Source organism: Brevibacillus sp. AG162, assembly GCF_006715575.1.
In the GTDB taxonomy this organism is placed as follows: Bacteria; Bacillota; Bacilli; order Brevibacillales; family Brevibacillaceae; genus Brevibacillus; species Brevibacillus brevis.
In genome coordinates this window covers 176,062-203,049 of record NZ_VFNO01000008.1, presented here as the reverse complement: position 1 = coordinate 203,049, position 26,988 = coordinate 176,062, and the positions used below count along the sequence as shown (strand labels likewise).

The 26,988-nt window shown below is 46.4% G+C and carries 12 protein-coding genes; 9 read left to right on the top strand and 3 right to left on the bottom strand.

Annotation, left to right across the window (positions count from 1 at the left end; translation table 11 throughout):
- Window positions 1-45 precede the first annotated feature (45 nt).
- The gene (locus FB479_RS22525) at window positions 46-1,647 is read left to right on the top strand and encodes a sensor domain-containing diguanylate cyclase (RefSeq protein WP_142066782.1); all 1,602 of its coding nucleotides are present in this window, start codon (window positions 46-48) and stop codon (window positions 1,645-1,647) included.
- A 197-nt stretch (window positions 1,648-1,844) separates the two neighbouring features.
- The gene (locus FB479_RS22520) at window positions 1,845-4,157 is read left to right on the top strand and encodes a S9 family peptidase (RefSeq protein WP_142066781.1); all 2,313 of its coding nucleotides are present in this window, start codon (window positions 1,845-1,847) and stop codon (window positions 4,155-4,157) included.
- A gap of 85 nt (window positions 4,158-4,242) precedes the next feature.
- On the opposite strand, the gene FB479_RS22515 is transcribed toward FB479_RS22520, so the two are convergent.
- The 3 genes from FB479_RS22515 to FB479_RS22505 form a co-directional block, all read right to left on the bottom strand.
- A complete protein-coding gene (locus FB479_RS22515; protein ID WP_106657092.1) occupies window positions 4,243-4,569 on the bottom strand; it encodes a hypothetical protein in 327 nt (108 codons plus the stop codon).
- An 8-nt stretch (window positions 4,570-4,577) separates the two neighbouring features.
- Window positions 4,578-4,994, bottom strand: a complete 417-nt coding sequence (locus FB479_RS22510; RefSeq protein ID WP_233220522.1) for a hypothetical protein — start codon at window positions 4,992-4,994, stop codon at window positions 4,578-4,580.
- A 306-nt stretch (window positions 4,995-5,300) separates the two neighbouring features.
- Window positions 5,301-6,374, bottom strand: coding sequence for an RDD family protein (locus FB479_RS22505; protein ID WP_142066779.1), 1,074 nt, complete (start codon window positions 6,372-6,374; stop codon window positions 5,301-5,303).
- A gap of 137 nt (window positions 6,375-6,511) precedes the next feature.
- Here FB479_RS22505 and FB479_RS22500 point away from each other — a divergent pair, with 137 nt between their 5' ends.
- The 7 genes from FB479_RS22500 to FB479_RS22470 all read left to right on the top strand — a co-directional run bounded on the left by FB479_RS22500 (window position 6,512) and on the right by FB479_RS22470 (window position 26,984).
- The gene (locus FB479_RS22500) at window positions 6,512-7,630 is read left to right on the top strand and encodes a hypothetical protein (RefSeq protein WP_142066778.1); all 1,119 of its coding nucleotides are present in this window, start codon (window positions 6,512-6,514) and stop codon (window positions 7,628-7,630) included.
- A 241-nt stretch (window positions 7,631-7,871) separates the two neighbouring features.
- Window positions 7,872-10,442, top strand: a complete 2,571-nt coding sequence (locus FB479_RS31175) for a winged helix-turn-helix domain-containing protein (protein WP_142066777.1) — start codon at window positions 7,872-7,874, stop codon at window positions 10,440-10,442.
- 288 nt (window positions 10,443-10,730) lie between these two features.
- On the top strand, window positions 10,731-11,411 hold the full coding sequence (locus FB479_RS22490; RefSeq protein ID WP_142066776.1) for a response regulator transcription factor: 681 nt from the start codon (window positions 10,731-10,733) through the stop codon (window positions 11,409-11,411).
- Window positions 11,408-13,192, top strand: coding sequence for a sensor histidine kinase (locus tag FB479_RS22485; protein WP_142066775.1), 1,785 nt, complete (start codon window positions 11,408-11,410; stop codon window positions 13,190-13,192). Before FB479_RS22490 ends, FB479_RS22485 begins: the two co-directional genes overlap by 4 nt.
- Window positions 13,173-13,700, top strand: coding sequence for a hypothetical protein (locus FB479_RS22480; RefSeq protein WP_106657099.1), 528 nt, complete (start codon window positions 13,173-13,175; stop codon window positions 13,698-13,700). The genes FB479_RS22485 and FB479_RS22480 overlap by 20 nt, the downstream gene beginning before the upstream one ends.
- Before the next feature lie 189 nt (window positions 13,701-13,889).
- Window positions 13,890-18,857, top strand: coding sequence for an Ig-like domain-containing protein (locus tag FB479_RS22475; RefSeq protein ID WP_142066774.1), 4,968 nt, complete (start codon window positions 13,890-13,892; stop codon window positions 18,855-18,857).
- Between the two features lie 1,005 nt (window positions 18,858-19,862).
- Window positions 19,863-26,984 carry an amino acid adenylation domain-containing protein gene (locus FB479_RS22470; protein WP_142066773.1) on the top strand — a complete coding sequence of 2,374 codons (7,122 nt, stop codon included), beginning with the start codon at window positions 19,863-19,865 and terminating at the stop codon, window positions 26,982-26,984.
- Window positions 26,985-26,988: the final 4 nt, after the last annotated feature.

The following is a 26,988-nucleotide window of genomic DNA, read 5'->3' as shown; positions in this document are numbered from 1 at the left end:
TATTTATTGCATAATAGCTACATGCCAAATACAAGGGGGCATCGAATGCCTGTCTTACGAAAAAAAGCAAACCACTCAAAAAAGATTAGTCTGGTGACACTATTAACAGGACTAGTCTCTTTATCCGTTGTTCTGACTGTTACCATTCTCCTTATCTCATTCTATCAGTCCAAAAAACAGGCACTGATTCACACCACGTTGACCTTAAATCACACAAGTGCAACCAAAATGAGTCATACCCTAGATGCTTTGATTAAATCCATGCGCAGTAGCTTACAGTATTCGGCGAGCATCTTTTCCAATCGGAACGAGATGAATGCGGATGAGGTATATTCCAAGCTTGAGTTGATCCGTCGTACAAACAACTATTTTAATTCGGTTACCGTGGTAGATGAAACGGGGCTTGTTCGAAGTGTGTCTCCCGGATCTATTGGTACAGTAGGAAGCTATGTTAAATCGAAAACGGGGAAAACGGCATTGGCTATAAAAACGCCATACATTTCCAAGCCCTACGTAACAACAAGCACGAAGCGACTCATTGTATTGATGAGCGAGCCCATATTTGATAAAGACGGGATCTACCGGGGGGTTATCGGGGGAACGATTTATCTTCATGAAGATAACATTTTGAATACGATCTTTGGAAGTAATCCAACAGACGAACTAGGTTCCTCTTTTTACATCGTAGGATCTGATGGTCATTTGTTGTTCCACCGTGATACAAATCGGATCGGAGAGGATATCAGTGCCAATCCAGCCGTACGCAAGCTCATTCAAGGGAAAAGTGGCTATGAACAGATCGTCAACTTGAGGGGAGAGACGGTATTAGCCGCGTACGTAAAGGTTCCAGCGAATGACTGGGGTGTCGTTGTCGTGTCACCTATCAGTGTTGTTCAAGAACAATTAAATCGTGATATTCAATCCGTTTTGTTGTATACGCTGCCTCCCTTTTTATTATTAATGCTAGTTGTGATCGGGCTTGCGCGCAAAGTAGCGAAACCTTTCGTATCCTTGGCCGATCTTGTGAGTAAGGCCGGGAGAGAAGAGGTGGAACTCTCTGAGGGTAGCCAGCATTGGAATCGGGAGGCCGAGCTGTTATCTCGTGCCATTCGCTTTGCATTAACCGATATCAAAAAGCAGACGGAGCAATTGGCCCATGATGCGCGAACAGATCCGTTGACAGGGCTAACGAACCGAAGAACGCTCGAGGAAACCATGCAAAAATGGATGGCGGAGCAAATCCCCTTTTCTCTTATTATGATGGACCTTGATCGATTTAAAGCCATTAACGACACATTTGGCCATCAGGCTGGAGATGAAGTGTTGAGGCATTTTGCGAAAATCATTTCTTCATCACTTCGGCCCGAAGATGTGAGCAGTCGCTTTGGCGGTGAGGAATTTGTTGTCCTTGTTTCCCATGCTGGACTGGAGGAGGCTTATCAGGTTGCCGAACGAATTCGTCTTGCCTTAGAAACAAGTTCAAATCCAATCGGGCAGCCGCTAACCGTGTCACAAGGCATTGCGCACTATCCTTCCCATGCTGTTTCGGCCGAAGAGCTGATGAATGTAGCTGACGAGGCCATGTACAAGGCGAAGAGATCGGGTAGGAACCAAACAGTGATAGCGGAAGTGAGTGATCCGTGTTAAGAGCGAAGAGGCGAGAGATCGCCTCTTTCTTCATGAAAGAAAGACTTACTTCTCAGGTGCTAAAAAAGTAAATTCGGAGATATATTATCTCGGATTTTACATATGCATGTTACAAATGGATAATTAAGGAAATTTATTTTGTTCAAAAATGTGAAGCACATGATTCTTGTATCTCACTTTGAAAGAGGGGGATTCAAATGGAGAATGTTGTCACATGGGAACAGTATGAGAGGGCACAACGCTTGCATCCTGCCAATTATTACGACGCAGTATTCAATGCTTTTATCAGGCCAAACTGGATCAGCGGGAATCAGTTCTGGTACATCCGTGAAATCCGTTTGGAAAAGGGGACTGGCAGGCAATATGTGATCGTGGATGCTGAACAGAATACGAGTCAGCCAGCATTCGATCACGAACGATTAGCTGTCTGTTTGTCAGGAATTGCAGGAGAAACGTATAGCGCAGAAACATTGCCACTTGGGGAACTTATGTTTACCGAGAATGGATCGTTATTCAAGTTTGAGGTGGACGGTACTGTTTGGAGCTGCGAGTTACAGGAATACAGCTGCAAGCCTTTAGATAATTTGAAGAAGCCATCGATGGATGAACTGCCGTCTCCAGATGGAAAGTGGGTGGCGTTTGTCTACGATCACAACTTGTATGTTCGGTCACTCGAGACTGGATATCGTATCAGGCTGACCCGCGACGGCATGGCTTACTATGATTACGGAACCCAACCTGAATGTCGGCTATCGACCGTGGCGGAGCGATTGGAAAACATTAAGCTCCCTCCTGTAGCCATTTGGTCACCCGATTCCAAGATGCTGCTGACCCATCGGCTTGACCGAAGAAAGGTACGCAATATGCATCTGATCCAATCAGTTCCGAAAGGTGAAGAAATCAGACCGGTATTGCACTCGTACCGTTATCCACTGGTTGGCGATCCACACGTACCGTTGGCAGAGCTGGTCGTCTGTGACCTGGAAAGGCGAACCACAGTCCGGATTGAAAGCGAGCCTTTAATGGCATGCCCAGTCTCCCCCCTCACTCCGGGGATGCAAATGGCCGGATGGTCATCCGACAGTAAACAGGTATATTTCGCCCGGATGTCCCGTGATGCCCGCTCTGTCGAATTTTCCGTAGCTGATCCATGCTCCGGTGAGGTTTGCACGCTACTGCGGGAACAAAGCGATACGTTTTTGAATCAAGACCTGCATAATCTCGGAGCATCCAATCCGAATATTCGCTTATTGGCCGATGGTTCGTTCATCTGGCATTCGGAGCGTGATGGGTGGAGCCACCTCTACCATTGCGATGGCAAAACGGGGGAGATTCGCAATCCGATCACATCGGGTTCCTGGACAGTACGTAGGCTGATGGCAGTGGACGAGCAGCAAGGATGGGTGTATATCACTGGAGGGGGGCTCGAGGAGGGGCGCGATCCTTATTATCAACACCTGTATCGCGTTCGTCTCGATGGAACGGGTCTATCGTTGCTGACGCCAGAAGATGCAGAGCATGATGCTGTGTTTTCTCCCAATATGAAGTATTTCGTCGATACATTTTCGCGAGTTGATTTGCCGCCTGTTTCTGTTCTTCGCTCGGTAGATGGCAGCCTGATTCGCGAATTGGAACACGCTGATGTAGAAATGCTGCTCGAGATGGGGTACCAATTTCCAGAAAGGATTACCGTCAAAGCACGAGACGGTGTGACCGATCTTTATGGGGTGATGCTGCGTCCATTCCCGTTTGATCCTTCACGCAAGTATCCGGTCGTAGACTACATTTACGGGGGACCACAGATCATCAATACACCGAAAGCTTTCGCGCTTGATCCCGGTCGAAACCATGACCCGCTTGGTGGGGGACAATCATTGGCGCAGTTAGGGTTTATCGTGTTGATCCTGGATGGAATGGGGACACCTTATCGTTCCAAATGGTTCCATGACATCTCCAACAGAAAATTGGAGGAAGCAGGAGGTTTGCTTGACCATGTGACAGCGGTAAGGCAATTGGCTGAGCGCTACCCGTATGTAGATGTTGATCGGGTAGGCGTTTGGGGCTCCTCAGGGGGAGGCTACGCTTCGGCAAGGGCCATACTCTCATTTCCTGAGTTTTACAAGGCTGCGGTTTCCGCGTGTGGTAATCATGATCAACGGCTGTATATAGCAGCATGGGCAGAACGCTATCAAGGTTTGTATGACCCGGACTTGTACAGGGATCAAGATAATGCACGTCTGGCAGCCAACCTGACAGGAAAGCTCTTACTGGTGAGCGGAGATTTGGATGATAATGTGCATCCTTCCCAAACGATTCGAATGGCGGATGCATTGATTAAAGCGGATAAAGATTTTGACATGTTGATTTTGCCCAACCGACATCACGGTTTTTCATTGGAACCGTATTTTATCCGCAGAAAATGGGATTATTTTGTACGGCACTTGATGAGAACAGAGCCTCCGTGGGGGAATCACATAGCCAGCAAAAAGCCCAGTGATGAAGAGCGATAGAGAAGTAGCGCGAGAGGAAAGAATTCTTAACCCATGCAGCGTCGCAAAAATAAAAGAGGTTCTACAAAAGTAGAACCTCCGTCCATTACCAGCCTCTTTGAGGAGGGGTCTGGATATGATTCGTTTCTTGATCGATGATGCGGGCCATTTCTTTGATCTTGGCCAATCCATCATCAATCTGGCGCTTATTCGCTGCAATGCGATTCGCTAACGAAATTAATTGGGTTGATTGTGGTGGGTAGGGTGCATTTGCCAGTGTAAGCAGCTCTTGTTGAGCGCCGTCCAGGTTAATCGCTGCATTGGCTACCATATCCACTGCAAAGGAAATTTTGTCAGCGAGATGGTCAACCTTATTTGCCACATGATTCGTATGCTGATTACCCCAACCGTTCGAATTGTTTATGTACGACATTCGATCACCTACTTTTGAACTTTGTCAGTGATGCTATCGATTTCTTTTACTTTTTGTGCAATTTTATCCGTATGCCCATCAATGGCGTCTGTCAGCTTGTCAACGTCCTTCACGTTCTTTTGAACCTCTGCCAGGTTGTTCAGCGTATTTTTCACTTTACCCGTAATACCATCTGCAATGGTACCAACAAGCACTTTGATGTGATCAGGAGCATTTTGACCAACCTGAGCAACGAGACTTTCGATCAGTGGCTGAATTTCACCCAGCGTTGTCTGTGCGTTGATCAGCTCACGAGAGCAAGAATTCAATTCGTTGTCAATTTTATCGGAGTCGCGGTCGATTTCTGCCTGGATGTCTTTAATATCTCCAAGAACCTTGTCGATTTGATTTCCGAGCTCGCGGACTGTTCCTTTCCCCATAAACATGAACATACACCCCTCAAGAAATATTTATAGTAACTCTTAAGAATTAAGAGCGCTACCCGTAGTGGTGGAGGCAGAAAACCTGTTGGAATTCTGACCTGAAAATTAACACTTATCGGAAAAATCTTCTAGAAAAAAATGGTTCCCTGTACTACTTTAACATTATATGAAAAGGAGGACTACCCTTCAATTATACATATAAACCACTTTTTTCAATCGTTATATGGTCCTGTCTACAACTAGGAGTGGAGTCCCTACTTTTTCTGTGGAGAAAAGCCACCTAATGAAGGTGGCTTCTGTGTTCTGTCGCTATTTTACCTCGCGAAAACTTGCACTGACCTTTTGCAGTTCTTGCTTGAGGGACTCAAACCTTTTCTCTTCTGTCCAAGCCATGATTTGATGAAAATGGGTAGGTGTTTCGACCAATGTTACAATATAAGCGACCTTAATGCCGTCTATTTCGCCTTTCGCATTGAATTGGATGGCCACCTGGTTGTCGACTACAGTGCGTATCTGTTTATCGACGGATACATTCTCTACTGCCTCTTGAAGGTTTGCTTCAATCGCTTGCGTATAATCTTGAAGCGTGAATGAACTGTCTAGATCCTCTTTCGATTCTGACAGTACCAATACATACTTTTCTTTAAAACGATTGGAGATTTCTAAATCAGCTTCATCGTGAAGGGATGAATCCTTGCCCCAATCGGAAGGGGCAGTTATTTGAATCTTTTTATCCTTGCTATAGAAAATTTCTTCGGTAGGCGTTCTTGATGCGAGATCGACTATCCCAAAAATCATACCAATGATGGACAAAGCAGCTACGATGGAGAAGACGACAGCGAGTACGGTTGTTTGCTTTTTGCTGACGTTGTTCAAATCCTTCACTTTCACGACGTACGTATTCGCTGCTAGATCACCTAACCGTTGTCTTTTGTCGGAAGCCAACACACTGATACCAGCCGGCAACCCGCCCAGAAGAAATGCATTCGCTTCGAATAGACGAATGAGGGAACGGATGAATGATTTCCATAACCCCGGTGGTCGTCCTTCCGCATTGACAGCAATGATGCGGAAAGTAAATTTTCCGATCGTATATCCGGTGAGTCCTTCTAACAGTACATAATAAGAACATAGGATAATTGCGGCTAGGATGAAGAAGTAGAGACCGTTGGCGTCTTTATCGATGGAAACCCCAAGTGAGAGCAATCCGATTAGAAAACAAGGGAGGAGAATATGATCAAGAACATGGGCTCCCCATCTCGTGAAAAAAATCGTCGCCCTGTCGTACGATTTCGATAAATCCCCCATGTTTTTTGGTGGTTCTTGCTGGGCAAGGGGAGAAAACTCTGTCGGTACCGATGGTGATGGCGGTTGTTGCTCCAATTTTGTGCACCTCCTGAAAAATGTAAACATATTACATTTAACCACTTTGAAAATTGTATTGTCAATTGTAGACGATTAGAATGGGAAAAGATGAGTAAGGCGCTGCCGACCCATTTAAGGGGAGAGGAGTATCGCATATGGAAATCCACCAAATACCAGAGCAATTGCCATTGATCAAACATTCCAAAGACCTCTGGAGCTCTTTTGCATACAGCAAATGTAAGGGTGCATACGGTTATGACAAGAACGGGCTGAAAAGATACGCGCTGATTGTTCAGCTGCAATACGATCAGACTGTGACAGAAGCAGACAAGGAGTTCCTGCACTATTTGATGAGCCAAGAGATTGAGATGCATAAGTCCCATCCGTATCAGGGATTTCATGAATCCATGGACATCGTGGCTTATTTGTTGGCAAAGTTTAAGGATGTCAACCATATCCGACTGTTTGAGCAGGCAAAATTAAGCAATTTCGATACCTACTATGGTTTTGACACCGAATATATCATTTCGGCGGGGATGGAAGAGGCGATCACGTATATCGAAGAGAATGATCTGTACCGATTCAGCTCTTTCTTTCAGGATAAGAAAAAGGAGCTGGAAACGATGTATACGGCTGAAGATTTGGAGCGATGGTTTCAATCCAAGGCCAGGAATTATCCTGCCAATCTCGAGGATGAGTCCTTGATTACGTTAATGGACAGAGCAAGCGATTTTGGTAACATGGAAGAAGCCAGAAAATTGCTGGAAAAGCTGGAGGAGCAGCTTGGCTCTGACAAAAAGAATTATTCTTTGCTGTATCATCGCGCAAAAGAATTGGGGGAGTACGACAAAGCGCTTCACTATCTCACACAAGATCTCCCCGAACAGGAAGATTCTTTTGACAAAGTATTCCTTTGGTTAAAAATTGCCGAAATCCATTTGCTCAAGCAGGACTGGGGCCAGTCTTTTGCCAGCGTCAAGCAGTGTGAACCAGAGCTCAAGCTCTTTTCCTCCTGGAGGAGTGCCGGTTTGGGCAGAAGCTTGAGCGAGACCTTGCTGGATATCAGCTTGATGGCAAAGGACAGCAACGAGTCTTTGGCTAGAGAAGCGTACCGCTGGGCCGACCAGATGTTGAAATCGACAAACAATTGCAGCAGTAACGTTTTGAGAAAGGCGCACCAGTGTGCCAAGGTGCTGCAACTCAAACAGGATAAAAGGCTGTACAGTAAAAAAGTCGCGATAGAAGCCAGACGAATCAACAGAATGCTTAGATGACTCAAGGTAAGCCCGACACTGCAACGGTCGGGTTTTTCTCTGTTTGGATGCAACGTTCATAAAAAAAATACCCACTCAGGGACCACTTTGCTGTATCTTTAATCTGAGCAATATTTCCTATCTTTATATGATCTCTTTTTCCCCCGTTAGCCAACCTCATTGCGCTTCAGGACATCGATAGCAAGGCTACTTTCCATGTTTCCTTCATGAATGTCATTTTACTTCTAGGCAGGAGATGCGTATGGATTTAGTAACGTACAGTCCACTTATCGCAACCAAGCTTCATGTTCCGAAGTATGGTTCGGACTTGTTGCTTCGGCATCAGATATTGAAAGAAATCGATGACGCGGGCGAAGCAAGATTGATTCTCGTGTGCGCGCCAGCGGGTTTCGGTAAAACGACAGCAGTCAGTCAATGGACGCAAAATTCCGGCAAACCGACCGGTTGGATCTCTCTGGATGAATCCGATAATGATCCCGTGCGCTTTTGGCGGTATTTTGCCAGGGCAATTGATAGGGCACAGGAAGGCTTGGGCAAAGCATCTTCCTCAGTGCTTCACCCACAGTACACGGCTTCTGCTGAGCAGCTGATGTCCGTGTTGCTCGAAGAAATTGCGGGGTTTGAACGTGATTTTTATCTCGTATTGGACGATTACCATCTTATAAAGGAGCCTTCCATTCATGAAGGACTGCAGACACTGATCCAGCATGCTTCCTTATATATGCATGTCGTCCTGATTACGCGGGAGGAACCTCCTTTTGCCCTGCACCGTCTACGTGTTCGGAAACAGTTGAGGCAACTGGGCTCAGACACTCTTCGGTTCAATGAGGAGGAGTGCCGGCGCTTACTCCGCGAGCAATTGGGTCTGAGTTTGTCAGAACAAGACATTGACTTGCTAAGCAAACGAACAGAGGGATGGGTGGCTGGATTGCAGTTAGCAGCCTTGTCCATGCAAGGAAAGCCCGCAGCGTCTAAGGTCATTCATCAATTTTCCGGTAATGACAAGTATGTCGGGGACTATTTGACGGAAGAAGTATTGAAACGACTGCCAGAAAAAGTACAGATGTTTTTGCTGAAAACGTCCATACTGCCGCGTCTGACAGGAGATCTATGCGCAGCTGTTACCGGAGAGCCGGACGCTCACGATATCCTTCGTATGCTGGAGAGAACGAATTCATTTGTCATCGCGCTGGATGGCGTAAATGAGTGGTATCGTTATCACCATTTGTTCGCGGAACTTCTGCATTCCCATGTAAGGAAAACATATAATGAACTGCTTCCTGCCCTACATATTTCTGCAAGCTGTTGGTTTGAAAGTCACGGATGGGTAATGGAGGCGACTGAGCATGCGCTTCTCGGAAAAGATTGGACCCGGGCGAGCCGTTTGATCGTCGCACATGCGCCGTGGATGTTGAAACAGTACGAGAATATAACACTGCGCAGATGGATGAAATACTTTGAGAAGTCCTGGTTGGCATGCAACCCTGAGCTGTGCATTGCTTTTGCCTGGCTGCATGCGGTATCCAACGAAATTGATCAGGCGGAAATCCTCCTGCAATTGGCTGACGAAGCAACACGGACCAACCATGGGAGCTTTGACGACTGTCGAGTAGAAATGTGTGTGCTTCGGGGATATATCGAAGTGATGCGGGGCAATGTATATCTTTCTCTTACATATATGGAAGAATCGGTTCAAATGAAGCCAAAATTCAGCCGCTACTTCATTGTAGGCATAGAGCTGAATTCAGATGAGCCATACGTGCTTCGTAGTCGTGTGGGATTGAGCGGGTATTTGTCCCACGTGAAAGAATACTATCCAAAATTAAGGGCGATCTGGAAGCACAGTGGTCTTGGTATATTAGCCTACGGTTCTATCGTGTTGGCAGAGTTTTATTATGAGCAAAATGATTTTGAGCAGTTAAAATATTTCGTTCCGCGAGCAATCCAGTTAGGTACCATCTCCTTGAACTTTGGTGTATTGGTCCCTGTGTATCTGACTTTGGCCCGATGGAGAAAAGCAGAGCATCGTAACGACGAGATGTGGCTGGCCATGGAGGAAATCACTTCGCTCTGCCGCCAGCATGATGCGCCTCCCCATTGGATGTCATTTGTAGAAACATTCCGCGTCCGATTATGGATCGAAGAAAATCGACGGGAAGAAATAGAAAAATGGGCCGAGCCCTACACGAAAATGAATGTCGATATTGTCGCTTCCCGACATGAATTTGAGCGAATGACGTTGGCCCGGGTATACCTCTATTTAAAAAACGACAGTGCAGCCATCATGCTGCTAACTAGTCTAAAGCATGAGGCAGAAATAAAGGATCGGCTCGGAAGTCAAATTGAAGCCTTTCTTCTGCTCAGCCAAGCTTACATGATCCAAAAACAGCAGCATGAAGCGATGGAGTGTATGCGCATGGCGGTGACGTTAGCCGCGCCAGAAGGCTATGTACGAACTTTTTTGGATGAAGGCCCTGGCGTTGCCAAAATGCTCTATTCGCTCTATAAAAGCAAAAACGTATCCAAGCAAGAGATGGCTTATCTTTCGAAGCTGCTCAAAAGCGTGGAGAAGGATTTTCCTACGCTTGATATTCAAATTCGGGTATCCCCTGCATTGGAAAAATTGACGGAAAGAGAGTCGGAAGTGCTGGCACTGATCGGTGAAGGGTTATCCAATTCGGAGATTGCGGACAAGCTGCATCTCACACTGGGGACGGTAAAAGGGCATGTGCATCAAATTTTTAGCAAGCTCCAGGTAAAGAATCGGGCACAAGCCATCGTCAGATTAAGAGAAAGTGAGATCGACCATTAGAATCGCCCCGCCTTTACGGAGGCCACTGAAAAAGCAAAACGAGCCTTTAGAATCGATTCTAAGGCTCGTTTTGCATGTTTTCAGTGGCCTCAGTCATTTTCGGTTGTTTGTTTTCTTTGCAAATCCATCTCATGTACACACAACGGTCACATCAGCCATCTATACTCAACTTGTAAAACCAAGGTTAGTGGTCATAAGAATGGTGACGGTGAGATATGGATTCGTAAGTTTCACAATAAACTGGTAATCTATGCAATAAATGCACAACCACGAGTAAGGAGTGCGGAAATGAAACGGAAAGTGTTACTCGTTGAGGACGACGAGCTCATACGTGAATTTGTATCGGATTATTTAAAAAAAGAAGCTTGGGAAGTGTTCGAAGCGCAGCACGGTAAAATGGCGATGGAGCTTTTTGCTCTGCACCCTGTCGATTTAGTTGTGCTAGATATTATGATGCCCGAGATGGATGGCTGGTCGGTGTGCAGAAAAATCCGTCAACAATCCGACATTCCCATCATGATCATTACAGCCAGAGTAGACGACGATGACCAGTTGATGGGTTTCGAGCTTGGCGCGGACGAATATGTCACCAAACCGTTTAGCCCAAAAGTATTAGTGGCCCGTGCCAAAGCTCTGATGAAAAGGGCAGAGGGGAGCATCGGGAGGGGAGATGATATCGCCCAGTTTGGAGCATTGACGGTAAACAAACGAGCTCACACCGTTACGATTGCAGGCGTCCCGATTTCATTGACACCAAAAGAGTATGAGCTGCTTCTGTTCTTCATCAAGCATGAAGGGACGGTCTTGTCCCGAGATAGCATATTGAATGGGGTTTGGGGGATGGACTACTTTGGCGACCATCGCACCGTTGATACCCACGTGAAAAAACTGCGTGCCAAGCTGGATGCAGAGCAGCATCTGATTCAGACGATGATCCGTTTTGGATATAAGTTTGAGGCAAAACAATGAAACGGCTTCGACTAAACGTTGTGACAAAATTATTTGCCGCCACTTTTGTTTTTGTCTTTTTGCTCTACGCTTTGATATTGATAGGGGAAAAGTTTTTCTTTGAGCGCTTTTATTTAAATGCGAAAGTAAGCGAGCTCTCGCAAGCAATGGCATCTTTCCCGGATGAGTACGCCAAACTCCCTCCCGACAAGCACAAGCTGGATAAGATGGTGGGGACATTGATGAATCGCACAGATGCCAGCATCGCGATTGTAGATGAGCAGCTCAGGCAATTGAATCTCGATCCCTATTTTCTGGAAATAAAAGCAGCAAATAAAAATCAAGTGATTACCTTACCGCTAAAAGAAATGAAAAGGACCGATCTCCCTGAAGGACTTCATGTTGGAGACAAGATTACCATCGACGGAATCTATATGGATGAGAACGATACGATCATGAAGCCGATACGGATTGCAAGGCAAAGTCCATCCGCAAATGTGTCGGAAAATGGACTAACCCGGGTTACGGCTGTTATTTCTGAACTCATGCTGCCTAGTCAGCAGCGGGCACATAACCCTTTTTATCAGGATTCTCTCGTAGCGGATCAAATCGGACCATGGCTGACGCAGCAATACGACGAGATTACGCAGATGAAAAGCGGATCATTCATCCAGCGCAAGTGGACTGATCCGTGGAGTGGTGTAAACTATGCCATCGTGATTCATCGATTCTCCTATCAGGGAGGGGCGAATTACATACTGGCGGTGACGACGTTGCAGCCAGTGAGCGATGCGGTAAGTATGCTGACCAGCTATTCCCTATACGCGACGCCAGTCATCCTCGTCATCTTACTGCTGCTTTCCTTTGTCTTTTCGAAGATCATCACGAAACCATTAGTTACGCTGAGTCATTCCGCTTCACGCATGGCTAATCTGGACTTCACAGAACTTGCTTCGATTCATTCTCAGGATGAATTCGGTGAGCTCTCTCGCCATCTGAATACGTTAGCTGGCAAGCTGGATCAGACATTAAAAGACCTGACGAGTGCCAACGTCACTCTTCGCGAGGATCTCAAGCATAAGGAAAAAATGGAACAGCTTCGCAAAGAATTGATTGCTAACATCTCTCATGAACTCAAGACCCCGCTTGGCATTGTGAAGGGCTTTGCGGAAGGGCTAAAGGATGATGTCGCACATGAAAAGCGGGAGCGATACATGGACGTCATTTTAAGCGAAGTCGACAAGATGAACGAGCTCATTATGGATATGCTGGAGTTGTCCAAATTCGAAGCCAAAGCCATTTTGCTTCGTAGACAATCGTTTCCCGTATCGGAAATCATAGATCGTGTAGCCGCTTCCTTTCAACTACAACTGGCAAACAAGCAGGTACGACTATGGCTCGCCTTACCTGAAGAGACCAACGTATGGGCAGATCCAAGACGTATCGAGCAAGTGATCGTGAATTTGCTCGGCAATGCAGTCCGGCACGCCAATCCATCAAGTGAGATTCGGATTACGGGGACCCGCGAGCGGGAGTGCATCCGGTTTCGAATCGAAAATGAAGGAGCGCACATCCCAGACGATCAACTAACGCGGATATGGGAGCAATTTTATCGAGTAGATAGCTCGAGGTGGCGGAAATCTGGCGGCACGGGTCTCGGATTGGCGATTTGTAAACATATCCTCGATCTGCATAGCAGTGATTATGGTGCGGAAAATACCGTGAATGGAGTCGCTTTTTCCTTCACGTTGGTTGAAAATGAAAACAAAGGTGGAAATGACGATGAATCTGAAAAAGAATAAAATGAAAAGCTTACTGGCTGTATTGGTCCTATCACTCGTTACTAGTGCTTGTGGCACACCGCTTCCTTCAGAATCGACTGGTCAAGTGCCGCCGCAAGCTCCTCAGGAAAACAAAGAAAACAAGGAGAAACAACCGGAGAACGTTGCACAAGACATGGCCGCAGAACAGCAGGAAAAAGAAATTCTCGTCGTGGTCGACCAGGAACCGAAACCCATCGAGGGGAATAGCTTCGATTTCTTTATTGAACAGCTACCTGCCGGCTATTCGTTAGCTAGCATGCAGTGGAAGTCTGAGAAAACTGACATCGTAAACACGATAGAGCAAGCGATCAAAAACGACACAGAAGGTATCCCTGGTGGGAATGGCTTTTACATCAGTGGCAATGGACAGTTCACCGGTTTCTTTTACAAGGATGAGTTGAAGGGGGAAAAGGGGAAATTGATCTTGGTATTTCGAAATGAGCAAGGCAATGAAAAGACATGGGAGAAGGAGCTAACCCTTAAATAACGCCCGATCAATTGGAACCTCATTTTTGGGGTTCTTTTTGTTTGCATCACGAAAAGACATAACTTTAGTTAGTATTTTTTGCAAAAGACTGTTGTTACCATATTTTTGTTTCACCTAGATGTTTTGCTGGGGGAAAGTGTCGACAGTAGGGGGAGTTGAAATGAAGAAGAAAGGAGGACAACATTATTCATGCAAAGAATAATCGCTCGTTTGTTGGTATTTACTTTGCTGTTCGCAATCGTCCAACCTGCGTTTCTTCAAGAAAAAGTGAATGCAGCTGATCTTCCAGATGTGATTAAAGTAGAGGCAGATAAGTTCGTGGATGCGTCTGGTGCCTATCCTGAGGGTCTGAATTATCAGGGTGTTCCGAATGCGCTGATCGTCGGGTATGCGCGAGACGATGCTGAGGATTATGGGGCTGCGAATGCTGCCCTGCGTTTTGACCTGAGCGGGGTGAAAAGTGAGAGGAAAATTGAGTCTGCTGCCCTGAAAATTTATGTGCATAAGGCAGAAGCAACAGGCGGAGATATGCCTTTCATTGATCTATGGGGCTCGTTTGATGACAACTGGAATGATGATTTTACAACTGTGCTGCCTTCGTATCATGAAAGAATCATAACAAATGAGTTTATTCCTGCTAATTTCACAGGGTGGAAATCGTTTGATGTAACCAGCTTTATCAAGACCAATATTGTAGACAAAAAAGCTACCTTTGTTTTAAGAGGAAGACAAACAGCACCACCTGCTCCTGTTTTGTATCAGCCTCAAATCATTTTCTACGACAAAAGAAATCTTAGCTATGCTTCTCAGCTAGAAATCACTTATGCTCCCAACACTCCACCAACCGATATCCTCTTATCATCCAATTCGATTCCCGAAAACAATCCAATAGGAGCGGTAGTTGGTACGCTTTTGGCAACAGATCCTGATCAAGGAGACACTGTTACTTTCAGTATTCAAAACCCTACGGTTCCATTTACTGTTGAGGGAGATCAACTGAAGGCGACAGAGCTATTTGATTTTGAAACGAAGTCGACTTACGCTGTACCGATCACTGCAACAGACTCGGCTGGCAATATATTCACCAAGGTGATGACCATTCAGGTCACGGATGTAAATGAACCGCCTACGTCAGCGACGGTTACGATTAATGGCGGTGCTGCCGTTACGAATTCCTCCAATGTGACGCTCACCATGACCCATGATGACCCAGACGCTGCCAAGCCCGAGTACCGTTTGACGAACGTGCAAGGCGGTCCTTGGAGCGAATGGAAGTCGTTTGCGACACCTGTACCGTGGACCCTTACGACAGACGAAGGGACCAAAACGGTTTTCATGGAGCTGCGTGACGGAACAGGAACGGTCTTGCAAGCGCAGGATAGCATTGTGCTGGATACGACACCTCCGGCAGGGACCATCGAGATCAATAACGGGAACGTAGCCACTTCATCGGAAAAGGTAGAGCTTACCATTCAGGGTAGTGATGCGAGCGGCCCGGTAGAACTGATGTTGTCGAATGATAACAGCTTTACAGGCAGTTGGATTCCTGTCCCAGCCAACAACAAGCTGGAATGGAACTTGGCTAGTGGAGACGGACAAAAAACAGTCTACGCGAAGTTCCGGGATAATGCAGGGAATTTGTATTATACATCCGATACCATCGTGTTGGACAAAACACCACCTGTTGTGACGGGGGTTGCAAATGGCAGCTTCTACACGGCAGATGTCACCCCAGCCTTCGACGATGGCACAGCAACATTGAATGGTACTCTTTTTGCCAGCGGCACAAAGGTAAGTGTGGAGGGCAAGTACACGCTGATAGTGACGGATACAGCGGGAAATACGACTACGGTAACCTTTACCCTGGATAAAACCGGGCCTACCGGAACACTTGCGATCAATAACGGAGCCACCCATACGAATAACCAGGATGTCATTTTGCAAATCGATGCCACGGACGCTTCCAGCAAGGTGAAAATGAAGCTGTCCAACGATAAGAGTAGCTGGAGTGCGCCAGAGGATGTGGCGACCACCAAGGCTTGGAAGCTAACAAATGGGGATGGACAGAAAACGGTCTATCTACAGTTGATCGACGAAGCTGGCAACACCCATGATTTACAGGCATCGATTACACTCGACACAGTTGCACCTGTTGTCACAGGGGTAGAGAACAACAAGCTGTACAATCAGAGTGTTACGATCAGCTTCAACGAAGGGAAGGCGATCTTGAACGGAAAGCCGATAGCTGACGGAGAAATCGTCAATGAGGATGGCGCTTATACGCTGATTGTCACTGATGAAGCGGGCAATACAACGACTCTTCCGTTTTCGATCGATCAAACGAAGCCTTCAGGCAGTCTCAAGATCAATGGTGACGCCAATTATACCAATACATTTGCAACGACATTACAAATTGCCGTTACCGATTTCAGTAATGATCTACAGATGCGCTTTTCCCATGATACGAGTGATTCAGCCAATTGGACTTCCTGGGAAGCGCTGACCACAACAAAGGCGTGGACCTTGTCCGCTGGGGACGGAACCAAGTCGGTTTACATGGAAGTAAAGGACAAAGCAGGGAATATTGCCAGCTTTACCGATGAGATCACACTCGATATGACCAACCCTACGGGTACCTTCGAGATCAATCAAGGCCAGTTGTATACCAACACGAGCAAGGTTACGTTGAGTGTGGAGACGGCTGATGCCCATGGAGTGGAAATGCGCTTGTCCAATGACAACCTGACGTGGAGCGATTGGAAAACAGCACCCGCCAAAGGCGACGTTTCATGGGAGCTGAGCGGTGTTGATGGAACCAAAACGGTCTATCTCGAGCTGAAAGATTCGGCTGGAAACCAAACGGCCCTCCAGAAGCAAATCACGCTGGATTCCACTGGACCAGTCGTCACAGGAGTGACTCAGGATGGTGTCTATGCGAGTGACGTAACGATTACCTTCAACGAGGGAACAGCATTGCTGAACGGCAATCCGTTTACGAGCGGTTCTGTTGTCAGCGCTGAAGGATCGTATGAGCTGGTCGTGACAGATGAAGCGAAAAACAACACCACAATTCGTTTCACGCTGGATAAAACACCACCGGTTGGAACGCTCAGCATCGATAACGGAGCCGAATTTGCGAAAACAGAAGATGTTACGCTGCAACTCACTGCGTCAGGAAATACAGACGACATCGAAATGGCGATCTCGAACGCCGATGACAATTCGGGAACCTGGGAGCGGTTCGCAGCCTCAAAAGCATGGAAGCTGGCGGATGGCAGTACAAACGGAACCAAAGCGGTATATGTCAAGCTGCGGGACAAAGCGGGGAACGTCACTAAGCTAAGCGATACAATTGAGCTGGATGTGGTGGCGCCGACTGGATCGATCACGATCAATAACGGAGACAACTCCACCAAGTCTCGTCATGTTACGCTCGCCATCACAGCGAACGACAGTACGAGCGATGTACAAATCCGCTTCGCAAATGAAGACAACGACTGGAGCGATTGGGAGGCAGCAACTGCAACCAAAGCATGGCAGTTGAACTCCGGTGATGGAACCAAGACCGTCGAGATGCAGATCACGGACAGGGCAGGGCACGTCACAACCGTTTCCGATACGATCGAGATGGATGCAGATGCGCCAGTTGTCACAGGAGTCGAGGACAAAGGCATTTACAAAGATGACGTGACAATCACCTTCAACGAAGGAACCGCGACGTTGAATAGTGCTCCGTTTGCAAGTGGCGACCAGGTAACCAGTGAAGGCAAGCATGAGCTGCGGGTCGTAGATGCTTCCGGAAACGAAACCAAGATCACGTTTACCTTGGATAAGACAGCGCCAACGGGAACGTTCGTCATTAACAATGATGATCGTCTAACCTATTCCACCAGCGTGAGACTGCATGTTACTGCCACGGACAATTTGGGAGATGTAGAGATGCGCATCTCCAATGACCAAGGCAAGTGGAGCAGCTGGGAAAAAGTGACGGGAACAGTACCGTGGAACCTGCCTTATGGCAATGGGATGAAAAAAGTTCTGATTCAGCTTCGCGACCAGGCAGGAAACACCGTCGAACTGGATGATTCCATTGAGCTATACGTGCCAAATGTGCCGAATCCGCCAACAAGAGAGCCGGTCACCGGAGTTGAGTTGGCGGATGAGGAGTTAACGCTGCGTGTTGGCGAAACAGAAAGCCTTCGTGCCACTGTAAAACCAGCGAATGCCACCAACAAACGAGTCAAGTGGGAGAGCAGCGACTCTGAGATCGTCGAGGTAGATGAGGAAGGCAAGATCAAGGCAGTAGCTCCTGGGACGGCGACGATTACAGTGACGACCGAGGACGGGAACAAAACGGATTCGGTGGAAATCACCGTTAAGGAAATAGCCACCTTCCAGTTGGAAACAAACGAACCATCCTTCTGGATTAAGCCAAGAGGAACCGCGACCCTACGCCTTTATAAGGTAGAAGGCAAAAAACGCAAAGACATCACGCGAGACAAAAATGTTGAATACGACACGGAAAACGGGTTGGTTACCGTCAAGCAGGGCCGCATTACGGCAGGCAAAGAAGAGGGAGAAGACATCGTTACCGTTCGCTATATGGGTGAGGAGCTGGAGATTCCGGTGACGGTTTCTAAGAAAACCATTCGTTCGTTGACGACTTCCTTCAAGGATTTGGTGCTGGAGATCGATGAGGAGAAGCAGCTAACGCTGACAGCCGTCTTCAGTGACAAGAACACCGAAGAGGTGACAGAGGAAGCAACTTGGTCCTCAAGCGACGAAGAGGTCATCGAGGTAACAAAAGAGGGAAAAGTGACAGCGCTGGCTGAAGGGAAGGCTGTCATTACTGCGAAGTTTGGCGGTAAAAAGGTAACCAATCGTGTGCTCGTCGTAGAGGAAAAGAAAGTGAAAGATTTGCGAGTATCGCGCTCTTCGCTGCGCTTGAAGGCAGACAAGACTGGAGAGATCGTCCTGTATGCGGTCTATGAAAAAAGATACGAGGAGATCGTCACCAAAGATGCCGTATGGACAGTGGAAGATCCTGAGATCGCAACTGTAGAAAATGGTGTTGTGACCGCACTGGAATCTGGTAAAACAACCATTACAGTGGAATACGGCGGCGAAACGATTACGATTAAGATTACGGTCTGGTAAATGAAAAGGGGCTGTTCGATCTGCTGTGGAGGGCAGCCTCTTTTCCATTCTGTTTTAAAAGGTAAAGAAATATGGAAAATGCACTCATTGCTTTTGCAAGTAGCATCTTGATTGGGGCTATTCTATTTGGGATCTTATGGTGGGAAGGCTCGTGGTTCAGCCTTCGGTTTACGAAGTGGTACTTTGGTATTTTGTTGGCCGTGTCGTTGGGCGTAGGTGTGTATAACTTTTCCTAGAAATGTATGAGACATTTTTCCTTTCTTGGTGTTAGGTAAGCTGTGAATCGAACCTAGCACAAGGGAGAAGAAATGTCTTCTGTTTTTTGTGTGTAAAAATTTTCCAACTATAGTTTCTGATTGAGCAAAGACGACTCAATATCATCTTATTTGACATAAAATTCAGACATGATATAATATCCTTAAATGGCAAAAGGTTACAATTCATACTTGATATGGGTAATTCTCTGCGATTCTTTCCTTACCAACTACTTTGCATTTCAACAAGTTTCCCTCCTTTCATAGAGTCAGTAGCTAGTTTAGCAACTCTGATTCAAAAGAACCATAGTGCAATGTCCTGCATTGGTTTGATTACACATAACAACATCCTCACTCTACACTCCATCTTCCATCATAGCAATCCAATCAACTAGTGCATAAAGCGCTACTCATTCAACTCCCACATGAAATCTATACTCCCATTTCAACTAAAAAGAAGAGTCACCCTGCGGCGAGATTACAGTCGTGGGCTAGAATTGTCGATTCATCAAACTGTCATTCTTGGTATTCTTCCAATTGCATACTCCACTAGCGTGTCAGCACTGACAAAGACCGATTATCAGACGCTGGCCTGATTATTTCATATGCTGTGCGATGAAGCCACTCATTGATTCCTTTGCGGCATTGTTGAGAGGAGGGGAGGTGTCGTGTTGATTAATCAGAACAGGTGAGGAACTTCGCTCGTTTTGGAGATTCTCATCATTACCAAACGCGAAAAGGGAGGATAACCATGTCCATGGAAGATCAAATGAACCATTGGCTGTCAGAATTAGCTGGAGAAGCTCCATTGCTACAGCTTCCGGTAGATATCTCCAGGCATCACCATACTGGATATGTGGGCGAGACTCAAACGATTGATCTTTCAGATACGGTGAGCAAGCAAGCCATACAGGTGGGGATACAAGAAAAGGCCGATCTGTTTACTGTACTCTTAGCTGCCTATCACAGTTATCTTTACAGGTATACGGGTCAAAAGGATATTCGGGTTGGTGCGGTGACAGACTCTGCGTTTTGGATAAATCGAGCCATTGTTGATGGAGCTATGAATTTTAAACAGCTACTAACCGAGGGCAAGGATAAAGCAGAGAAGGGACAGATGTTCGCAAGTCATTCAGCAGCCACGCCATTCTTTCATACCTTAATGAGAGTAAGAAAAGCCGGAAATGTAGATACGATGGACAAGCTTTCTATCGAGTATGACGAGTCAACTGTAGATTTGCGTGTGGATGTTGAAGAGGCAGACGCTTTGCGCATATCTTTCACCTATAATGCCAGGTTGTTTACACAAGATACCATCCGAAGAATGCTTGAAAACTTTTGTAACTGGATCGAACAGGTTGTAACGAATAGGGAAACACCTGTCGATCAATTGCGATTGATCACGAAAAGTCAGGAAAGCGAATTGCTGGACGAGTGGTGCAGGAATGACGAGGCTTTTGGGATTCCGGATACCATTTTGGCTGCCTTTGATGGCCAAGCTAATCGTCATCCTGAGGCCATCGCACTCGTTTTCCGGCAAGAGGAAGTCACCTACAAGGAATTGGATATACGCTCGAATCAATTGGCCCATCATCTTAGAAAGATAGGTGTTACGAGTGAGACGCTCGTTGGCATATGCCTGGAGCGCTCTATTGAAATGATCGTGAGCATCTTGGGCGTGTTGAAAGCAGGAGGCGCTTACGTCCCGATGGACCCTGCTTATCCTGTTCAAAGACTGCACTATATGATAGAAGATGCAGATTTGCCAATCGTCATCGTGGGTGAAGCATCTGCCGCAAGAATACCTGACGGAATAAAAACTATTAATTTATCTGATGATTCTGAAATAATCTCAAATGAAAGCAGGGAAAAGCCTGATAACCAAGTGAATGGCAACGATCTGGCCTATGTAATCTATACCTCGGGCTCGACTGGCAATCCGAAAGGGGTCATGATCGAACATCGCTCCATCATGAATTTTCTTCAAACACTGGAGAAGCGTAGTGAACTGACGAATACAGACAGAATCTTGCAGAAAACATCTATTTCTTTTGATGCGTCTGTCTGGGAGCTCTATTGGTGGATGTTGAAAGGTGCGAGCTTGTACATCCTCCCTAACGGCGAAGAGAAAGACCCTGCCCTGCTAGTAAAAGCAGTGGAGAGGTATAACATTACCCATCTTGAGTTTGTGCCATCCATGTTAAAAGTAGTCTTGGATTATATCGAGAATGATCGTACGTCTTCTGCCCTATCCTCTCTGAAATATGTCACTGCCGGTGGGGAAGTGCTCCCACCTCAAGTTGCCCAGAAATTTACGCATCTACTGACGATTCCTCATGGGACAATCTTATATAACACCTATGGTCCAACGGAAACTACCGTCGAGGTTGCCAGCTACAAATGTATGCCTGAGGATCATCGCTCTTTGATCCCCATTGGAAAGCCAAACTGTCAGACACAATTGTACGTATTCAATGAGCATTTACAAATCCAACCTGTTGGAGTGGCTGGCGAGCTCTATATTGGTGGAGCAGGTGTAGCAAGAGGGTATTTAAACCGTACTGAATTAACCGAAGAGCGCTTTATTGCCAATCCTTATCATCCAGAATCAGATTCGCGATTGTATCGAACTGGAGATTTGGCTAGGTATGCAGCCGACGGTAATCTGGAGTATCTTGGTCGCAATGACAATCAAGTCAAGGTGAGAGGATACCGAATTGAACTTGAGGAAATTCAAACCATTTTAAGCACTCATCCATCTATTGAGCAAACCATTATAGTGGCCCAAAAGGATTCCTATGAAAATAACAAGCTTATCGCCTATGTGATAGGGTCTGGAAGCATAACGGAATGGCGTGATTATTTGAAGGCTCAGCTTCCAGAGTATATGGTTCCAGCGTATTTTGTGAAAATGGATGTTTTCCCGCTTATGCCCAGCGGAAAAATTGATATAAAGTCACTGCCAGAGGCAGGGAATAGCCGACCGCATATTTCAGCGGAATATAAAAAACCAGAAACAGAACTGGAAATACAGCTCTTGGACATTTGGAAGGATTTGTTTGGATATGAGGAGATTGGCGTAGAGGATAATTTCTTTGAATTAGGAGGACATTCGCTGTTAGGGACGCAGGTTGTAGCAAGAATCCGTGCAGTCTTCAAGAAAGAACTCCCGTTGTCTACCCTGTTTCAATATCCGACAATCCGAAGCATCGTGCCAGTCATCAATGCCGCAGAGGATACATACTCGATGGATGCGTTTCCTGCCATAAGCAGGGCATCACGAGACAGAGATTTGCCGCTCTCTTATTCGCAGGAGAGAGTGTGGTTTTTAGAACAGTTAAGCTCCAATAATTTGGCTTACATCTTTCAGGCAACCATGAAAGTGCGAGGGATGCTAGATATCCCCATTTTGAATCAATGCTTTACCGAGATTGTACGTAGACATGAAATATTTCGAACCGTTTTTCTTGAGAAAAATGGGCGGCCGTACCAGGTCATTTATCAACCATTCGATGTGAAATTGCCCGTTATTGATGTTTCTCATGTACCTGAGAGCGATCGTGCACGTGAAGTGCAGAGATTGATTCGAGCAGAGATCAAGAAGCCGATCGATATTTCGCAGCTGCCTTTGGCTAGATGGCTGGTTTACAAGATCTCTGATAGGGAATCGGTCATTCTGTTTGTTGAGCATCATCTGATTCATGATGGATGGTCGTTCCGCAAATTCCTGAAAGAACTTTTTACGCTGTACAGTGCGTATCTGGAGAATAAACCATCTCCACTCGCGGAATTGCAGATTCAATTCGCAGATTACTGCGTATGGCAGAACGAGATGTTTAAACGAGGCAAGGAGAATAAGCAGTTAACATACTGGAAGAATTTGTTGAACGGAGCCAACGGGATTCTGGAACTGCCAACCGACAGGCCACGCCCGGTCAATCAAACATTTAACGGGAACATGTTCACCCATTTAATACCGGAAGAGTTGTATCTTCAATTGCGTGATTACTGCATGAAAACAAACACGACCTTATTCATGGTCATGATGGCTGCCTTTCAGACATTGCTGCATCGGTATTCGAATCAGGAAGATATTATTGTAGGTTCGGGTATCGCGAATCGGCGCTGGAAAGACACCGAAGACCTGATCGGGATGTTTGTGAACAATATTGTGATTCGGACGCAGTTTACCGATCAGATGACGTTTCAGGATGTTTTGCAAGCAGTCAAAATGTCAGCATTGGAAGCCTATGAGAATCAAGAAATTCCATTCGATCAGGTAGTCGATGCGTTAAAACTGAAACGCGATCAAAGCCGGAACCCTGTATTCCAGGTCATGTTTAGCTTCCAAGACACGAAAGTTACCCATTTACCTGTATCCGATTTGGATATTCAACTCACCGAAGGCATTAGCAACGGATCGGCAAAATTTGATATTAACGTGGTAGTGACGAACCACTCTGAGCTCTCCGATTCTCTTTTAACGAAGGAGGAATACGGGAGTATCAGCTTGGATTGGGAATACAATACGGATTTGTATGACGAATCTACCATGCGCCGCATGATTGAGCACTATATCGAATTGCTGAAAAGTGTTCTTACCCACAGTGACCAAACGCTCCATTCTATGCCAATGTTGACCGTCTCTGAGCAGAATCAAATACTCCAGAAGTGGAATGACACTTCTGTTGCGTTTGCGGATCAGAAAACCATTCATCAAATTTTTGAGGAGCAAGCTGAACGGACACCAGAGCAAATCGCGGTCATATTTGAAAACGAACAGTGGACGTATCGGCAAATCAACCATCGTGCCAACTTCCTGGCAAGAAAATTGCGAAACTTGGGAGTGAAACCGGATACATTAGTCGGGTTAATGACGGAACGTTCACCTGACATGATGATTGGTATCCTTGGCATTTTAAAAGCTGGTGGGGCTTATATGCCGATGGACACGATGGCACCGAAAGAAAGACTGTCCTATATTCTTCAGGATAGTGATACGAAAGTAGTCGTCATGCAAGAGAAATTCAGGACATCGATCGATTTCAATGGTCCGGTTCTGTACTTTGGCGAGAATATGCCTGAGCAAGAAGTAGAATGCGACAATCTTGAACCAGTTGCCCACTCGACAAATTTGGCTTACGTCATCTATACGTCAGGCTCGACGGGAGCACCAAAAGGCGTCATGGTCGAACATCGCTCTGTCGTCAATCGCATGAACTGGATGGTTCATCGCTATCCTATGGGCGAACACGACACGATCATGCAAAAAACTCCCTATTGCTTTGATGTTTCGGTAACCGAATTAGTTTTATGGTTTTTCACCGGCAGCAAGCTATGTTTTCTCGCTCCTTATGCAGAAAAAGACCCGGAGCTGATTGTAAAAACGGTCGCCAAAAACCAGATCACCTATATTCACTTTGTTCCATCGATGCTCAGCATCTTTTTAGACCATCTGGAAAGCAACGATTGTGCGGATGAAATCAAAAGCTTGCAGCGTGTGTATACGACTGGGGAGGCTTTGACTGCGGAACAGGTTCAACGTTTTCATCGATTGATTCAGCAGCGGAATCAAACGACTCTCCACAATCTGTATGGTCCGACGGAAACGACCATTGAAGTGACCTACTATGATTGTCACGCGGACAGTACGGTCATTCCCATTGGGAAACCGATTGATAATACGCAGGCTTATATCATCAACAAAGAATGTCACTTGCAGCCCGTTGGCGTAATGGGAGAGTTAGTGATTGGGGGCGTAGGGCTTGCGCGAGGGTATGTAGGAAAGCCCGAGCTGACAGCAGAGCGTTTTATCCCGAATCCATATGGTCGTTTATCGGAAGAAAAAATCTACAGGACAGGGGATTATGCGCGGTGGATGCCAGACGGCAATATTGAGTATATTGGCCGGATGGACAACCAAGTGAAAATTCGCGGATATCGAATTGAATTGGGTGAGATCGAAGCGCTCATGAGGAAGCAGCCAGGCGCTGGGGAAGTCGCTGCGATTGCCCATGAATTTGAGCCGGGAGATAAACGATTAATCGCCTATTACAGTGGTACCACATCGGTCGAAGAGTATAAGCTCCTTCTGCAGAAACAGCTGCCACCTTACATGATTCCTTCGTATTTTGTACATGTGGAGGAAATGCCGCTCACATCAAGTGGCAAATTGGATCGCAAAGCATTGCCGCTGCCTGACAGCCATACGGTAAGCCATCACTATACAGCTCCTCGCAACACAACAGAGGAATTACTAGCACTCATATGGAGCGATATTTTGCGTATCGATCAAATTGGCGTATCTGATTCGTTCTTTGATTTGGGAGGCCATTCTCTATTAGCGACGCAGGTCGCCTCGCGCATACGAGAAGTGTTCGGTCAGCATCTCCCTCTGCGAGATATTTTCCAATGTCCGACCATCGAGAGTCTGGCCAAGCGGATATCCGAATTGCGTCTAGGCGGAAAAGCGGCTCAATTGCCCGCATTGCATCAAGTGGATAGGACGAAACCGATTCCGCTATCCTTTGGGCAGCAGCGGCTATGGTTTTTTGACCAACTGGAGCCCGGAAGCAACGTCTACAACATTCCGTATGTCTGGCGTTTAAGCGGTGCTTGGGACGTTAGCGGATTGGAAAAAGGCTTCAACCGATTGATTGAACGTCATGAAATGCTTCGTACGGTATTCGCAAAACAAAATGATACCGCTGTACAGCTCGTCAAGCCTTATCAACTGTTAGCGTTGCCTGTCATTGATCTCAGCCATCTCTCTATGGAAGAAGGGGAAAGGCACGTCACTCATCATATTAAACGGAATGCTGAGCGCGTATTTGACTTGAGTCAAGGACCGCTGATTGAAGCGGAGCTGATTAAAAAGAATGAGTCGGAGTATGTTCTTTTGTGTACCGTTCATCACATTGTTTTCGATGGTTGGTCAGAGGATATTTTGCTGGACGAGTGGATGGCTTTCTATGAAGAAGCAGTCAGTGGCACGCCAATCGATCTACCGCCATTGGCTATTCAATACGGGGATTATGCAGTGTGGCTAAGGGATTGGTTAACGGATGAGACAGTAAACGAGCAGCTGGTGTATTGGAAAAATGAGCTGGCGGGTGACCTTCCCGTGTTGCAGTTGCCATTCGATCATCCACGGCCAGTCATTCAAAGCTATAGAGGGGACATGCAGCATATACAAGTGGAGCCTGCCTTATTAGCGAAAGTAAAAGCATTCAGCAGACAGGAAGGGACAACCCTGTTCATGACCTTGCTGGCCGCTTATCAAGGCTTCCTCTCCCGCTATACCGGACAAACAGACATTTTGGTCGGAAGTCCGGTCGCCAATCGCAATCGCAAAGAAATGGAAGGATTGATCGGGTTCTTTGTAAACACGCTTGTTTACCGGGCGAATGTAGAAGAAGGGCCGAGCTTCAGGCAATTGGTCGCCCAGGTCAAGGAAAAAGCATTGCGTGGACAAGAGAATCAGGACGTACCGTTCGAAAAAATAGTAGAAGCCCTTCAACCAGAACGAAATACAAGCTACTCTCCTGTCTTCCAAACGATTTTTACAATGAATACTCATCTGCGAAACGTAAAGGAATGGCCGAATCGAAAAGTTGAGCCTGTGACGACTGCAATCAAAGTTGCCAAATTTGACTTGTCTATTTCAATCGAAGTGATGAATGAGCACTCTGTATGGATTTCGTTTGGATACAATGCGGATTTGTTTGAGTATCCCACCATACAACGAATGATCGGGCATTTTGTGAATTGGCTTGAACAAGTGACGGCATATCCTGACGAGAGCATAGAAAACTTGCGGCTCATTACCGAGGATGAAGAAAAGCAATTGCTAGAACTATGGAAGAGCAATTAGGAGG

Excerpts from the sequence above, each read along its gene's own strand:
- FB479_RS22470 (WP_142066773.1), top strand. The coding sequence starts at position 19,863 with ATGTCCATGGAAGATCAAATGAACCATTGGCTGTCAGAATTAGCTGGA.
- FB479_RS22475 (WP_142066774.1), top strand. The coding sequence starts at position 13,890 with ATGCAAAGAATAATCGCTCGTTTGTTGGTATTTACTTTGCTGTTCGCA.
- FB479_RS22490 (WP_142066776.1), top strand. The coding sequence starts at position 10,731 with ATGAAACGGAAAGTGTTACTCGTTGAGGACGACGAGCTCATACGTGAA.
- FB479_RS22510 (WP_233220522.1), bottom strand. The coding sequence starts at position 4,994 with ATGTTTATGGGGAAAGGAACAGTCCGCGAGCTCGGAAATCAAATCGAC.
- FB479_RS22520 (WP_142066781.1), top strand. The coding sequence starts at position 1,845 with ATGGAGAATGTTGTCACATGGGAACAGTATGAGAGGGCACAACGCTTG.
- FB479_RS22525 (WP_142066782.1), top strand. The coding sequence starts at position 46 with ATGCCTGTCTTACGAAAAAAAGCAAACCACTCAAAAAAGATTAGTCTG.
- FB479_RS31175 (WP_142066777.1), top strand. The coding sequence starts at position 7,872 with ATGGATTTAGTAACGTACAGTCCACTTATCGCAACCAAGCTTCATGTT.
- FB479_RS22480 (WP_106657099.1), top strand. The coding sequence starts at position 13,173 with ATGAATCTGAAAAAGAATAAAATGAAAAGCTTACTGGCTGTATTGGTC.
- FB479_RS22485 (WP_142066775.1), top strand. The coding sequence starts at position 11,408 with ATGAAACGGCTTCGACTAAACGTTGTGACAAAATTATTTGCCGCCACT.
- FB479_RS22515 (WP_106657092.1), bottom strand. The coding sequence starts at position 4,569 with ATGTCGTACATAAACAATTCGAACGGTTGGGGTAATCAGCATACGAAT.
- FB479_RS22500 (WP_142066778.1), top strand. The coding sequence starts at position 6,512 with ATGGAAATCCACCAAATACCAGAGCAATTGCCATTGATCAAACATTCC.